We start from the raw sequence: 14477 nt of genomic DNA on the forward strand, positions 1-14477 counted from the left end.
CTCACCTGTGAACTGTATGTGACACGTCCGCCCAATCCTTGCGTGCAGACCGTCTTAGTCGAATTGCGCCGCCCTCAAACTTGGGCTTGAAAACCAGCCTCATTGCGTAAAGATTGGACGGGAATATTATGTCTCGCGCAGCTGTCCCAAAAAGATGTTGCGCCTTCGTTGCCGGTGAATCGTGTGAGCAGTGGATTGATCGAGGAGCCGCCAGCGTCTGAAAATACCCGGCACGTACTTCGTCGCCATTGGGTACTCTGGTTGCTTGTCATCCTCATCGCCATGGTGCTGGTTGTTGCCGCCGGCGCATATATGAGACTGGTTTCCAACGTCAGGCACGTTGAGATAACGCGCAATGATCTGAGCCCTGCCCGCCCCGCAAAAACTCCCTCGTCCGCCTTGAACATTCTCGTCGTCGGAACAGACCAGCGGGATGGCGAGGAGGCCGGTGAGCGTACAGATACGATCATGCTCGTACACGTGTCGCCTGAACAAAATAACGCGACTGTGATCAGCTTTCCGCGCGATCTCATGGTTCAACTGCCCGCGTGCCGCAGCCGCGAAGGACTGCCAGGCCAGCGGGGGCACCGTGGCATGATCAACTCATCGTATACATTCGGCGGTATCTGGTGCGCCTGGAACACCATCGAGACACTTACGGCTATCCGCATCGACCATTTCATCAAGGTCGATTTTAACGGTTTCAGAGCCATGGTGGATGCTGTGGGCGGGGTGGAGCTGTGCATACCTGAGCCTATCAACGACAAATACGTCCAGCTTAATCTGCCGGCCGGATTGCAAACCCTGCAAGGCGATCAGGCACTGGGATACGTCCGGGCACGCCACAGCCTCGGTGATGGAACCGATATCGGCCGCATCCAGCGACAGCAGATCTTTGTTGCCGCAATGGCCAAGAAATCGCTGCAAGGCGGCCCATTGGTGGCACCTTTCCGGTTGTTCGCCCTCATGGATGCGGCAACCAAATCCATCACCACGGATTCCAGCTTCACACCTGCGGCAATGATCAAGCTGGCGCTCTTTGCTCGCGGATTGTCGCCGGACAATATCGATTTTATCGTTACACCCTGGCGCTATTCCACTGCTTATCCCGGCCGGGTCGAATGGCTGGAAAGTCCGGCAAAAAAGCTCTTCCGGTTAATCGCTGCTGACGAGCCCCTCAGCCGCTCTGCGACATTGGAACCCCAATTGGCAACGGCACGGGAGATAACGGAGGAATCTGGCAACACAGCCATACCCGCCAGAGCCAGTCCCATCAGTCAGCCATCAATAGCACCTGTCCCTTCCGCGCCCTGCACAATCGACTAATTTGGCCGTCAGCAGGCTTTCAGCCAGGCATGCGGCCGATGCCATGAAGCCCATACAGGCAAGTGAATTGCAGTTTGCCGACGGACTTTTGAATGCAGAGTAGCGTTCGTTGCCGCTCGCGCCAGCTCATCACTATATCGTGTATTTACGATATACATATTGCTATATCGCGATTCATTCATATGTATTGGGTATGAAAAACGATGAGATTCTCAAAGCCCTTGCCCATCCGGTTCGATTGCAGATCGTGCACTGGTTGAAGAGTCCAGAGGCTTATTTTTCCAGTCAGGAGCATCCTCTTGATTTGGGGGTGTGTGCCAGCCAGTTCTCGCGCTGTGGCTTGTCCCAATCGGCAGTATCTGCGCACCTCGCTGTTTTGCTCAGGGCGGAACTGGTCACAACCAGACGCGTTGGACAATGGATCTATTACAAGCGCAACGGAGGCACGATCGCGACTTTCTTGCGAGATATGGCTGCGGAAATATAGCCAGATTTACTATCGCTGAAATTACTAAACCGGTCAGGGCGCCGGTTACAAAGCTCCTCCCACAAATTCCAGCCCTGAAATGAAAGGTTTTCCATGTCTACTCTTTTTGATCCCATCCAAGCCGGTGATATCGAACTTGCCAATCGTGTCGTGATGGCTCCATTGACGCGCAACCGGTCACCCAATGCAGTGCCAACTGCGTTAACGGCAACCTATTATTCCCAGCGTGCAACAGCCGGGTTGTTGATCACCGAGGCAACTGCGATCAGCCATCAAGGACAAGGCTACGCGGATGTTCCAGGACTCTACGCACCTGATCAGATTGCAGGTTGGAAAAAGGTAACGGATGCCGTTCACGCAGCCGGTGGTAAGATCGTCGTCCAGATGTGGCATGTCGGGCGCATTTCTCACGATACTCTTCAACCCGATGGTGCGGCGCCCGTTGCACCTTCTGCAATTCAAGCGAAGTCCAAAACATTTTTGATCAATGCTGATGGAAGTGGAACCTTCGCTGAGACATCGCAGCCGCGAGCGCTCGATCTTGCCGAGCTTCCCGGCATTGTGGAGGATTATCGCAAAGCTGCCAGAGCAGCGATTGATGCGGGCTTTGATGGCGTGGAGCTTCATGCCGCTAACGGATATCTGATTGATCAGTTCTTACGGTCCGGCAGCAATCACCGAACTGATCTGTATGGCGGATCAATCGAAAATCGCGCGCGCTTCCTGCTCGAAGTGCTTGATGCCATCACAAATGAAATTGGCGCTGGGCGCACAGGCATCCGGATATCACCGGTAACACCTGCCAACGATTCATCGGACCCTGAACCTCAGCCGCTCTTCACCTATGTGGTAGAAAAACTGGCTGCCCATAAACTCGCTTATATCCACATTATTGAAGGTGCCACTGGCGGTCCACGAGACTTCCAGCAAGGTGACAAGCCTTTCGATTACGCCGCACTGCGCTCTGCATACAAACATGCGGGAGGCAAAGCAGCATGGATGGTCAACAACGCCTATGATCCGGCTCTGGCTGAAACGGTCGTTGCCAAGGGCGAGGCCGATCTTGTCGCCTTCGGAAAACTGCTTCTCGCCAACCCTGATCTTGTTAAACGTCTGCGTGAACGTGCGGATCTCAATACGCCTGACAATGCAACGTTCTATGGCGGTGGTGCAAAAGGTTATACGGACTATCCGACTTTGGCTTAGGTCAGGCATAAGCGGCTTTGAATTGGCCGCTAAATGGTACCGGCCAACTGAGGGCAGCAGAAAGAATGCTGCCCTCATCTTCGTGCTCAGATCAGCCTGCCGTGCTCGGCACTGGCGTGTTGAGCAGCTGCTGCTCCCACAGATACGCGATGCCGCTACCAGCGGCATGCTGCTTCAAGATCTCCGTCAGTTCGGAGGCATGCTCGGTCCGGGCCCAGTCGCGCTGCCATTCTGACGCCAGCGCCAGCCAGGTCATCATGTTTGCGCCGGCCGCGATCATGCGCTGGATGGCGACCTGGTGCGCTTCGACCGACACGGCGCCCGACGCATCCGTGATGACCGTCACATCCCAGCCTTCCCCGAGGGCCTGGATCGTTGGCATAGCGACACATATCTCCGTCCACAGGCCAGCGATGATCAGTTGCTTACGGCCGGTCGCCTTGACCGCGTCCACCACTATCTGATCCTCCCAGGTGTTGATGAAGGTCCGGTCGATCACCTTCTGGTCTGGAAACACATCCGTGATTTGCGGAAAGATGAGGCCGCCCCGACCAGCGACTACGCTCGTCAGAATGGTGGGAACGTCGAAGGCCTTGGCGGTCTTTGCCAGAGCCGTCGCATTGTTGACCACCATCTGGGGTTCGTGGCTGTTCAGATTCGCGAGCTGATATGGCTGGTGGTCGATCAGAACGAGTACGGAGTCTTCAGGGCGGAGAAGCGAGGCAAGGCCATTACGAAAGGTCATGAATACATCCTATTGGTGTTGAGCAAGTTTGGTTTGCGAGATACGCGCAGCAGCGGCGCTGCCCACAACACGAACCCTGTCATTCCTATTCATGATGGGGTAGTGCTCTCTTGTGCTACGCTGTGTCGCGAAATCAGGAACACCGAGTTGGACATCGAAGAACTGCAGACATTTATAGATGTTGCTGATGCCGGTGGTGTTACGGCCGCTGCCCTCCGGCTCGGCATCTCCAAGTCAATCGTCAGTCGGCGGCTTGTCCGGCTTGAAGCGGAACTTGGCGTCCAGTTGCTTGTGCGATCCACCCGCGGAGCTACTCTCACAGAAGCGGGAGCCACATTCCGGGACTATGCAGCGAGAGTCTGTGCCGAGATCGAGGTGGCCAGGGAAACCATCCTGCCCGCCGGTGAGCTTCGCGGCCGCTTGCGCGTTACCGCGCCACTTTCTTTCGGGCCCACTCACTTCGCTTCCGTGCTGGCCGAAATGGCGCGGCGCTATCCGCTGCTCCACATCCACACATGCTACAGTGATCACGTCGTCGATCTCATCGCAGAGGGTTATGATTGTGCGATACGGCTTGGCTATCTTCAGGATTCCACGCTGATGGCCAGACGCGTTGGACCTATCTATGGTAAATTGGTTGCAAGTCCGGCCTATATCAAAGCGCATGGATCGCCAGAGACGCCGGAGGAACTCGTCACGCATCAGGCTCTCATGCAAGGGACCGAAGCCTGGCAATTCATGGATGGCGACAAGATCATCAATATCCGCCCCCAGGGGCGCTTCAAGGCGGACAACGGTACAGCTCTAGTCGCCGCCGCAATAGCAGGGCTTGGGCTCGCTTATCTCCCCGATGGGCTCATTCACGGATATCTGGCTTCCGGCGAGCTTGTTCCGGTCATGACACGCTATCCGCCACCCCCCGCAGGTATATATGTTGTCCGCCCTCCAGCTCAGCATCCCGCCAGGAAGGTACGTGTCCTCACCGAAATGCTGATCGAGTGTTTCGAACAGACCCCGGATCCTGATGGCTCTGATCGCTAGGGTACGAAAGGCGCGAAGCTGGGAAGAAGAAGCCATGGCATCAGTTGAAGGATGTATGCGCACTTGATCATCACGTTGCACTCAATTTTTGTGCACTGCGTTTATCGGCTCGGTCTCCTGTGCTGGATCTTCCAGCGTGCTTCAGAACCGGACATGACATGTTTGCTTTAAACAGCAACTAAACTTGTTTCAGTTACTGTCATGATCCCGATTTCGGGCCTTTCGAAAGACAGGGCTCCTCTCAGGAGGCCCTGTCCGGTTCGTTGCGGGTGGTAATCAGAGCTGGCCCTCTGCGGGATCGGGGGTCGCCACCTCAGGCAGAGGCAACGCTTTCCGATGCAAAGTTGCGATAGGAACGCAGCGGCCGACCTAGAAGTGTTGTCAGGCGCTGGACGTCATCGCCCTCGGGCACCATGCCGTCCGTCAGGAAGCGCTCGCTCATCATGCGCATGTCATAGGCCATCCAGGCCGGCATGAACTGCTTGAGGTTCTGCTCGAAGGCCTGCGTATCGCCACCGCCATAGATGATCGGGCGGGCGAGCACGGCCGACCAGATGGCGACAATATCCGCACCGGTCAGTGTATCGGGACCGACCAGATTGATGCGGTGGATCGGAAGCGGTTGGGTAGCCTGCTCGCGGCGCAGCAACTCAAGGGCGGCGATCTCCGCGATATCGCGGGTGTCGATCATTGCGAGCCCCTTGTCGCCGACGGGCATCGGGTAGACGCCGTAGCCGGTGATGACATCCTTGATCGTCAGATCGTTCTGAATGAAATAGGCCGGGCGAAGGATGGTCGCGTGCAAGCCCATCTGTTCGATCATCCGCTCGACGCCAAACTTACCGGCGAAATGCGGCACGTTCACGTAGACGTCGGGATGGATCACCGACAGATAGACGATCCGTTCAATGCCAGCCGAGCGGGCGACGTTGAGGGCGATCAAAGCCTGGGTGAATTCGTCCGGCACGACGGCATTCAGCAGGAACAGGGTGGACACGCCATCAAAGGCACTGCGGAGCGAGTCGACATCGAGAAAGTCACCTTTCACAACAGTAACGCCTGCCGGGAAGTCGGCTTTCGAAGGATCGCGGACGAGGGCACGGACATCAGCTCCACGGTTGACGAGGTGTTCGATGACTTGGGAACCAATATTGCCTGTGGCACCAGTAACGAGAATAGTCATTGGATTTTCTCCGGGTTGGAATTTCTTGACACCCCGAATATGGATGGTTCGTTATTGATCCAATAGACTATCAATTTAGACACAACGTCTCACAGGTGAGACGGTATGCTCTCTGATCACTAAGGAATTGCAGCGTTGTCACTTCGGTCGCGGCGCCGAAACGTTACTATGAGTCAGACTTTTCAGCTTGAGGGAAGCAGAGCAGGTCGAAGCGGATGATATGGAGGTGAAACAGGGGCCGGTCGACGCTGAGCGCCAGACACTTGAATGGCTATCGCACCATCCTGCGGTTTCACGGCGTTGCCGTCTACGACACAACGTTGTCGTCATGGCTGGCTGTTTGGCATAAAGTCGGCCGAAGTTCTGGGGAAAGCGGATAGACCATCCCTCGTTGTTCGATTGAGGCAACGGCTTGGTCTCAGGCGATATTGCGCCCAGACGGGCTTCGTCTGGTTTTGGCTGCAGTAGATCGGCACAGCGGTGTTCGTAGACTAAGCTTGAAAACCCGCTAGAGGTTCGTCCTCAAAAGGCGGGTTTTCCCTTTTCCACTACCAGGTGATGAACGGTATTTTTCTCAGCCATTCATCAGAGGCGACTTGATCCAGAATAAATGTCGCAACATCTTCCCGCGAGATGTTGCCGCCGTGGAAATGGCTCAAATCGGTGAGCGTCCGGATCTTGTTGCGTGCAGGCTTGTTGTTGAGGATCGAGGGACGAACGATTGTCCAATCGAGGTCGCTGCTCGTGATGATGGCTTCCTGGCGGTCCTTGTCGGCATAAACCTTGCGCAGAAGCAGGGGGAAGATCAGCTTGTCGAAGAGAAAGCCGCCGTGTCCTGCGCTGTCGCCTGCGCCCATGCCGGTGATGGCGATAAGGCGCGAGACCTTCTCTGCCTTCATGGCGTTTGCAAGAGCTTGGGTCGCGATCGAAAGAAGAGTGACGTCACGAAGCGGGCTTGCAGGTGTCCCCAGTGCGCTGATCACGATGTCCTGACCTTTGACTGCCTGACGCAGGGCTTTTTCATCGCGAGCATCCCCGACTACAAGCTTTGCTCCTTTGAGGTCCTGGGCTTTTTCCGGCGAACGCACCAGCACAGTGACGTCATAACCGCGGCCTACAGCCTGGCTGACAATGTGGCGGCCGGTCGGCCCGGTAGCGCCGAGAACCACGATCTTCGGTGCAGCGACGAAACCTGTTTCTGTTGCAATCGTATTCATGGGAGTATCTCCGGGTTGGAAGTTCTTGACACCTCGAATATGGCTGGTTCACTGTTGATCCGATAGACCATTAATTTAGTCACGATGTCTCACAGATGGAACACTCATGGATCTCGTCGCACTTGCCGATTTTAATCTCGTGGCTCGTCACGGTGGCTTCGGCAAAGCCGCCCGTGCGGGCGGGCGTCCCAAGGCAACCCTTTCCCGGCGTGTTGCGGAGCTGGAGCTTGCCCTTGACCTGCGACTGTTTGAACGTGGTGCGCGTAACCTGAAGCTCACCGAGGAAGGGCGCGCCCTTCACGAACGCACCGCCGCTCTCCTGACAGAGCTGGATGAAACGGCAGCCACCATCGCCTCAGGTGCAGAGAAACCGCGGGGCCGATTGCGGATCAGCGCGCCGCTTCTTTTGTCACAAACGGCCATGGGCAAGATCGCGGCCGGTTTTGCGCTGAAATATCCGGATGTCAGACTGGAAATCACGACAGAGGACCGAGCGGTTGATATGATCGAGGAAGGCTATGACTTGGTTATCCGGGTAAACCCGGATCCGGACGAAAGTCTTGTGGGTCGAGCGTTTCTGCATGATCGCCTGGTCGTGGTGGCAAGCCCCGATTTTCCCCGAGCCGCTGCAGATCGCCCAGTTCCCGGCGTTGTGCGCGGCTTCAGCAATCCGCAGACTTGGAACATCACAACCTCGGAGGGACATTTGACGATAAGCATCGAGCCAATTCTGGCCCTCTCATCCATAATCATGGTTCGAGATGCGGTACGAGCAGGCGTTGGCGCTGCACGTTTGCCGATCTCGCTGGTGAGCCACGATATCGCCGACGGCACATTGCTGCATTGGGGAGATATCGATGGATCCGACATTACTTTGTGGGCGCTCTACCCATCGCGGCGTCTATTGAGCGCTCGCGTGTCTGCATTTCTGGATTTTTTGAAACAGGCCTTCCCGAACGGAACACCCGATGAACTGGCTGCCTACATCGGCAGGTAGCGGGCTAAAGCCTACTCATCCCGAAGATGCATCCGAGCGGGTCAAACGATCGGCTCGTGGCATCGTTACCATTCCGACGGCAGCGCCATGGTTTACGTCCTGTTTGATCGTCGTCAGTGCTCGTTCACATTTGACGTTGAGCGAGCGCTCGTGTGGCCGCGCTCATAAAGTGGGATGCCAAACGATAAGTGAGTGAAGGCATCATTACTGCTCAACTTTTGCCAAAGGCGGGATATCTGAAGTCGAGCGCGGCGGATTTTACCACTCATCGCTTTGCTTATATGAACGCTGCCCGATTATTTCTTGTATCTGTCGGCAAATGCCGGACGACTGTAGGGCCAGCTTTCTGGCACAACACACCAGTTCTTCCAGCGGCTTTCGGGTTTTTGCGTTTCGCTCGCCCAAAGTTTCAATCCATCAACGATGCGGAAAATACCCCGAATGGAACCGAATAATATCGACTATCGCCTGAGAGTTCCCTTTTTCATCGAAACCTCGTGTTTGGCATTGATGTTCGATGAAAAGTTGCGGGTTAGTTATCCGGGATTGGGCATCAAAGCTTGGCAGCTTTGGAACCAGAAACTTCAGATGGATGGTATAGTCCAACTTATAAGCAACCGAATGGCAAATACTTGTCTAAAGAATGAAACCCAATCGGTGCAGATTATAATCGACGCGCTCGCCGAAACTCTTTCGGAAAATCTCGCACCGATCACGTTGTCTGGGGCGTCAATCAGCGTCAAACCCTTTTCATTCGATAAATAACAGCAGCAATTTTCCATGGTGGTCATCATTGCTACATGGGATCCGCAGCGCTGAGAAAAGGTTTGGGAAACGATGAAAATAGCAGGACATGGCAATCGATCTGAAATGGCCGGTTTGGTTGAATTTGTGTGTCAGAAAATGTCGTGTAATGAGCGCACGCTGGCTCAAAATCTCGAACTGCCCATCAGCGCGATACGAATGTGGAAGATAAGGCCTGCTCCCCGGTTTGTTATTCTTGCGCTTTGCGCGCTCGTGGAAAACCTCAATGCGGACAAGCTGATGGCGACTGAACATCAGCACCAAAAGGATGGCGATCGTGGATTTCAAAACTTTCTACGCACATAAAACCAAGATCTCAAAACGGCTCATTCAACCTCTTGCCACGGAGCTTGGCGTTGGGCGTCGCATTATCGGCTCGCCCGCCACCGGGCATCGGCTTACCTTTGAAGGCGGCATCGCCCTTGCTGTCGCTGCGGCGTTCCTCTGCATTCCATTGCTTGCCACCGCAAGCCCTGCATTCGCCCAGACCCGTGCCGACGGTGCTGAACTCGTGTACCAGACCTCAGGCAAAGTCAGTGCGCAGAACCCCGCCTTTTCACCCGATGGCACGACGCTGATCTTTACACTCTACAAAAACGGTTACGATGGCGGCGACAACCAGCCGGAATGCAATCCCGGTACTAAAAAGAACTGCGATGTCGGTGGCATCTGGAAAATGCCTAGTGCCACTCCTGGCGGCGCAGCATCAGAAATGACGAATGATCATACGTATCCCAATGGCAGCGCCTTGCTGAGCGCCACCAACGTCAACGGACTGGCAACCTGGAATGGCCCGGCCAATCGGGTGACCTTCGCGGATATCAATCGCGATGGCAACATCTGGATCATGATCCCGGATGGCACAGCACTGCAGCAGATTACCCATGCACCAAGCGCCAAAAAACACTCCTATCAGGAACCCACCTTCGCCCCGGATGGCAAGACCATTGTCTTCGAGGATGATCTGGAGGTGCCCAAAGAAGTGTCTTTAGACGAATATGTCGGCAGTATCGCGATTGTATCTGCCAGCGGTGGCGCCGTGCAGCAGCTTCTGATCGACGGCGATAATCGTCTGCCCGTCTGGTCGCCCGACGGAACGCGTATTCTTTTCCAGCGGCGAACGGTTACAAACAATGAGGGTGGCTATCACCTGTTTACCATCAAGCCGGATGGCAGTGAGCTGAATCAAATAACCGGCAACGAGCCAAAGCCTGTCGACAACCTCGATAGCGATGCCTCCTGGTCGCCCGACGGCAAATGGGTTCTTGATTCAGCGTGCTACAACGCAAATCCGGCAACGCCATGCGCAGACGATGCCAAGGCAAATATCTTCCTGGTCTCGGCCGATAAGACTTCAACCGGCCAACCGACCATTATACGCGTCACGAACAATCCCACTGCGGAAGATGGCGCACCCGCCATGAGCCCGGATGGTCGCTGGATTTATTTCGAGTCCCATAAAACCGATGACGATGGTTCGCCCTCCCAGATCTGGCGGATCGCCACGCCCAAACTGCCGTAATCAATCCATCAAGCGAGTGCGCTTTTAAGAACGGTAACCAATGATTTTACCGTTATATGACGACTATTTTAGGCGGCATCAGTATGTCACGGGTTGCACTGCAACTCGGAGGTGATTTGCAACAATATTCAACTCACCAAGCCAGGATTTATAATGGAGAAAGATGAGGCTGACATAATCGCAGCGCTCGCGAGTAGTGCGCTGGACGTTCTTGAACAAACCCCGCTGCTTGCTCTCGTCTCAATTTCTGCCGTTGCAGCATCGTTTTTCATTGCCTTTGCGATCACCCGCCGCCTGAAGCGCAAATGGCCAATTAATTATCGCATTCGAATTCTGATCGACTATCTGTCCACGATTGTCCTTACAATCCTTATTTTGTTCGGGTTAATGCGCGTGTTCAGTCAGACGCTGGGTAATCCATTAACGTTTGTGATTGGTGGGGCGCTAATCCTATTTCTTGTTGTCCGCATTGCAGGGGCGTTCGTCGAGTTACTGTTCAAGCCGCGTGATCCGTTTAGGTCGATTTTGCGCGCTTCCTCGATCTTGTTCTGGATTACAATTTTCTTCTATCTCTTTGGTCAATCCAATCCGACTATCAAAAGCTTTTTCGACGGAGAGTTTGAGATCGGCGATTCCAAAATTAGCCCGCTGTCGATCTTTAACATCCTGTTTTTTGGAGGCATGATCCTTATCATTACGATTTGGACTTCTGAAGCAGCACAGCGATACTTGCATAAGAAAAGCGGCTTGCAGCCCAACCTGGCACTTGCGCTGGAACGTATCATTTCAGTCGCGGTTTGGGTTATTGCAGCGCTCATTATTGTTTCTCTGGCGGGTATTAATCTCACGGCGCTTGCAGCCTTTGGCGGCGCGCTCGGCATCGGTGTCGGTCTCGGCCTGCAGAAGCTTGCCGCAAGTTACATTAGTGGCCTGATATTGTTGTTCGAGCGCTCGGTAAGAGTGGGAGACAATCTGGTAAGCGAGAAGATTACCGGCCGTGTCACTGAGATGACAATCCGCTACACCACAATCCATACGACGGATGGCTTGGACGTACTTGTATCGAACGACAATCTGATCAACAGCACCATTGTCAACGAGACGTTGTCTGACAGCAACGTCCGATTGGAGTTGCCTATTACCCTGTCAGCAGACACCGATCTGGAAAAAGCACGCGCCATTTTTCTTGACGCGGTGGAAAAGCAACCACGTATACTCAAAGACCCGGCCGCAAAAGTCTACACCGCCAGTATCGAAAACAAGAATGTCAAGCTGCTTGCCCGATTCTGGATCAATGATCCCATCAATGGACGCATAAGCATCATCTCAGCCATCAACGAGGCTGTGCTCCAGGAGTTCAAAAAGAAGGGTATAGAATTAGCAGACGGTGAGTTTGCGTGTTGCAGACATACATTTTCATGGAACAAACACGAAGCGCAATCTAACGCGTGACAATGGTCATTAATCTTGGCAGCCACAATCACATGCTCCTATCCGGCAAAAGACGAAAGTGTTGCTCGACGACATCAATGATGTGATCGCGTTTAATGGATACGTGCGGCAGTCAAAAGCTGCAGCACTTTACGCTCCTAAATCACTAAATTTCAAACATCTCGGATGCGTTGCCAAAATTGTAAATTTTCCTCAGCGTGCTCTCCCGTCAAAGGCAAAAACCACCCACGAGCGTTTGAATAGCGCAGCAGACGGAGACATGGAAATTATCGTGATGTTCCCCTATGATATCGACAGAAAATTGAAATGGGTATGCGTTTCAAATGGATGAAACCGCCGATGCCGACCATACGCACAGTAAGCGCGTCGATCAGGTCATGCATGCAATCCGGCAGCGGATCACAGGTCGTACACTTGGACCTGGGGCTCGTTTACCATCCATACGCAGTTTTGCCTCGAGCATGGCCGTATCAAAATCGACAATTGTTGAGGCTTATCATCGCCTGGCTGCGGAAGGCACAATTATATCCCGGCGTGGCTCCGGTTTTTATGTGGCAGGTCACGGGCCGTCACTGCCCTCCAAGGACATCGAGACCCCTCTCGATCACCTTGTTGATCCATTCTGGATATCACATTTATCTCTGAATACTGGCGATGATGTCCTTAAGCCAGGTTGCGGCTGGCTTCCCTCATCATGGATGCCCGAAGTTGCGCTACGGCGGGCCTTGCGTACAATCGCACGCGCTGACGACAGTCAACTCATGGACTTTGCACCACCACTAGGATTGAAAACACTGCGCCAAGTCCTATCGCGGCGCATAATCGAATGCGGCATTCACGCCGTCTATAGATCATGCGTTTCAATGTGTCTCAATGTGCAGACCCGAGAATTTTCGCTGTCCTTGCTATGGCTATTGAACAGCAAGCCAAGGAAACAGCCTTAAATACTTCTCCCTCTTCATTTTGATGTCGGGAAGAGCAAAGAATCTAACCTGCCTTTTTGAGAAGTCCTGGTGCCACATTCTTCAGCAAAGCCACTAGCTGGCTCTGCTGATGGGTGCCAGTCTTGCGAAACAACCGTTCGAGATAAGTACGGGTCGTGCTATTTTTTACTCCGACTTGAAAGGCCGCGTCTTTGAGCGAAGAGCCAGCTGCAAGCAGTACCGCCAAACGAGCCTCCGAACGAGACAACTTGAAGATGGAGCGGATATGTTCCTCAAATCCCGCCAAATTGCCCATATCCATCTTTTTGAACATCACCATCGCACATCGCTCCCCCGCTGTTTCACGAAAAGGCGCGTCGAACAACGGGGCAACTTCAATGAGATATTCGGTGGGATGAGCACAATCGCTTGAAGATTCGAGTACCAAATGCCCTCCCGAACCCGATACTCCGTTGATATGGAGGCCGCATGCATCGGCCGCCAAATTCTGGATTTGATTAAGAATGGAAGGCCGCGCCGCAAGAAATCCATTGCGGATCTTGATTTCGGTCTCGCTGGAATCAATCCACTCTTGAGCAAGATCGTTGATAGCGAGAATCCTCAAATCTGCCGATACGAGCATTGCACCGAATGGCAGACGTGAAAATGTGTTATCCAACGCATTGAAGACCATCATTCTGTCGTTGATTTGGCTGGCACGTTCAAAATGCGGGATGAGCAATGATAATAGCTCCACGTCCTTTTGATCAAAATCAGTTTGGTTCGAGCCCCTACGAACATCGACAAACATAATGCTGTTACGCGTTTGATGGATTTTGCAGCACAAGCCCGCATACATATCTTGAGGCTTCATCCAGTCGTTCCAAAATTCGCTTCGCCGGAACTCTGAAATGTCGAATAAATTACCATCGTATAAAACCGTCTTGAGAGACGTAGTGGACAGAGAGTCAAGCAACGGATTGGCAAGCGTGTATTGTTCTACGTATTTCTGCAAATAACCGCCATCCGGATTTGCAGAATAAGCCCACGTTTTCAATTTATCGTTTGTATGATTTGTAAGGCATGCAGCAGAACTGTTAAACAGTTCACGCATTTCTTCGATGGCTATTTTCCAATATTGGGGGTCGTATGCGGCTTGGTATATTTTACCAATAAGGTCTGTGACATTTGCAAGCGTCGGTTCACTCATATCTGCTTCCTCTGGATATCCAACTGTCGCATCGCTCTTAAACGTACAAATGCGTCTGGCGGCGTACAATCACACGTTGCTGAATCCCGCAACATGTGAACGGCCCGGGTCAACCGGTCTTGGCTCTTCCGTCCCATCCTCCCGAGCAGAGCAAAGACGGCAAGAATCGCGAATGCGTCCAGAAGATCCGTGCCCTTATAAAGTGGAGCCAGCCCGCTGTCGGACGGCACGGGCACTGCATGTGCTTTGATGACACCGTCAGCTTTTCCTAAAGTGCTATCAGCCGACACGATGCGAGGTTCCATTTTGCGCGCCCTTCTGCTATGATTTTCTTAGCAATGACGTTACCTCGAACGCTACGAAA

Annotated in this window: 16 protein-coding genes; 12 read left to right on the forward strand and 4 right to left on the reverse strand. The window is 53.6% G+C overall.

Translation table 11 applies throughout. The features are described from left to right. Positions 1 to 183 precede the first annotated feature (183 nt). The 3 genes from HB779_RS22820 to HB779_RS22830 all read left to right on the forward strand — a co-directional run bounded on the left by HB779_RS22820 (position 184) and on the right by HB779_RS22830 (position 3019). Complete coding sequence (locus HB779_RS22820; protein ID WP_188346685.1) at positions 184 to 1326, forward strand: LCP family protein; 1143 nt, start codon at positions 184 to 186, stop codon at positions 1324 to 1326. A gap of 193 nt (positions 1327 to 1519) precedes the next feature. Then, positions 1520 to 1813 carry a helix-turn-helix transcriptional regulator gene (locus tag HB779_RS22825; RefSeq protein WP_188346686.1) on the forward strand — a complete coding sequence of 98 codons (294 nt, stop codon included), beginning with the start codon at positions 1520 to 1522 and terminating at the stop codon, positions 1811 to 1813. 93 nt (positions 1814 to 1906) lie between these two features. Beyond that, a complete protein-coding gene (locus tag HB779_RS22830; RefSeq protein WP_188346687.1) occupies positions 1907 to 3019 on the forward strand; it encodes an alkene reductase in 1113 nt (370 codons plus the stop codon). Positions 3020 to 3110: 91 nt separating this feature from the next. Here HB779_RS22830 and HB779_RS22835 read toward each other — a convergent pair whose 3' ends face one another. Next, positions 3111 to 3764: a hydrolase gene (locus HB779_RS22835; RefSeq protein ID WP_188346688.1), complete on the reverse strand. Its 654-nt coding sequence runs from the start codon at positions 3762 to 3764 to the stop codon at positions 3111 to 3113. Positions 3765 to 3911: 147 nt separating this feature from the next. On the opposite strand from HB779_RS22835, the gene HB779_RS22840 reads away from it, so the two are divergent. Beyond that, positions 3912 to 4805 (forward strand): LysR family transcriptional regulator, encoded by an 894-nt coding sequence (locus HB779_RS22840; protein WP_188346689.1) that lies wholly within the window; start codon positions 3912 to 3914, stop codon positions 4803 to 4805. 313 nt (positions 4806 to 5118) lie between these two features. Here the strand turns inward: HB779_RS22840 and HB779_RS22845 are convergent, their stop codons facing one another. Both HB779_RS22845 and HB779_RS22850 read right to left on the reverse strand, forming a co-directional pair. Further along, positions 5119 to 5988 (reverse strand): SDR family oxidoreductase, encoded by an 870-nt coding sequence (locus HB779_RS22845; protein ID WP_188346690.1) that lies wholly within the window; start codon positions 5986 to 5988, stop codon positions 5119 to 5121. A 548-nt stretch (positions 5989 to 6536) separates the two neighbouring features. Further along, positions 6537 to 7205, reverse strand: coding sequence for an NAD(P)-dependent oxidoreductase (locus HB779_RS22850; protein WP_188346691.1), 669 nt, complete (start codon positions 7203 to 7205; stop codon positions 6537 to 6539). Between the two features lie 106 nt (positions 7206 to 7311). On the opposite strand from HB779_RS22850, the gene HB779_RS22855 reads away from it, so the two are divergent. From HB779_RS22855 to HB779_RS22890, 8 genes are all read left to right on the forward strand, one after another. Continuing rightward, positions 7312 to 8202: a LysR family transcriptional regulator gene (locus HB779_RS22855; RefSeq protein WP_188346692.1), complete on the forward strand. Its 891-nt coding sequence runs from the start codon at positions 7312 to 7314 to the stop codon at positions 8200 to 8202. Positions 8203 to 8390: 188 nt separating this feature from the next. Further along, complete coding sequence (locus tag HB779_RS22860; protein WP_188346693.1) at positions 8391 to 8657, forward strand: hypothetical protein; 267 nt, start codon at positions 8391 to 8393, stop codon at positions 8655 to 8657. Then, the gene (locus HB779_RS22865) at positions 8644 to 8967 is read left to right on the forward strand and encodes a hypothetical protein (RefSeq protein WP_188346694.1); all 324 of its coding nucleotides are present in this window, start codon (positions 8644 to 8646) and stop codon (positions 8965 to 8967) included. The genes HB779_RS22860 and HB779_RS22865 overlap by 14 nt, the downstream gene beginning before the upstream one ends. Before the next feature lie 72 nt (positions 8968 to 9039). Continuing rightward, a complete protein-coding gene (locus tag HB779_RS22870; RefSeq protein WP_188346695.1) occupies positions 9040 to 9312 on the forward strand; it encodes a hypothetical protein in 273 nt (90 codons plus the stop codon). Further along, positions 9284 to 10528 (forward strand): PD40 domain-containing protein, encoded by a 1245-nt coding sequence (locus tag HB779_RS22875; protein WP_188346696.1) that lies wholly within the window; start codon positions 9284 to 9286, stop codon positions 10526 to 10528. The genes HB779_RS22870 and HB779_RS22875 overlap by 29 nt, the downstream gene beginning before the upstream one ends. A gap of 153 nt (positions 10529 to 10681) precedes the next feature. After that, positions 10682 to 11980: a mechanosensitive ion channel family protein gene (locus HB779_RS22880; RefSeq protein WP_188346697.1), complete on the forward strand. Its 1299-nt coding sequence runs from the start codon at positions 10682 to 10684 to the stop codon at positions 11978 to 11980. A 61-nt stretch (positions 11981 to 12041) separates the two neighbouring features. Continuing rightward, a complete protein-coding gene (locus tag HB779_RS22885; protein ID WP_188346698.1) occupies positions 12042 to 12311 on the forward strand; it encodes a hypothetical protein in 270 nt (89 codons plus the stop codon). Continuing rightward, complete coding sequence (locus HB779_RS22890) at positions 12304 to 12924, forward strand: GntR family transcriptional regulator (RefSeq protein ID WP_195808850.1); 621 nt, start codon at positions 12304 to 12306, stop codon at positions 12922 to 12924. Before HB779_RS22885 ends, HB779_RS22890 begins: the two co-directional genes overlap by 8 nt. Before the next feature lie 43 nt (positions 12925 to 12967). Here HB779_RS22890 and HB779_RS22895 read toward each other — a convergent pair whose 3' ends face one another. Next, on the reverse strand, positions 12968 to 14113 hold the full coding sequence (locus HB779_RS22895; RefSeq protein WP_188346699.1) for a hypothetical protein: 1146 nt from the start codon (positions 14111 to 14113) through the stop codon (positions 12968 to 12970). Positions 14114 to 14477: the final 364 nt, after the last annotated feature.

It is taken from the genome of Phyllobacterium sp. 628, from assembly GCF_014189505.1.
GTDB lineage: Bacteria > Pseudomonadota > Alphaproteobacteria > Rhizobiales > Rhizobiaceae > Phyllobacterium.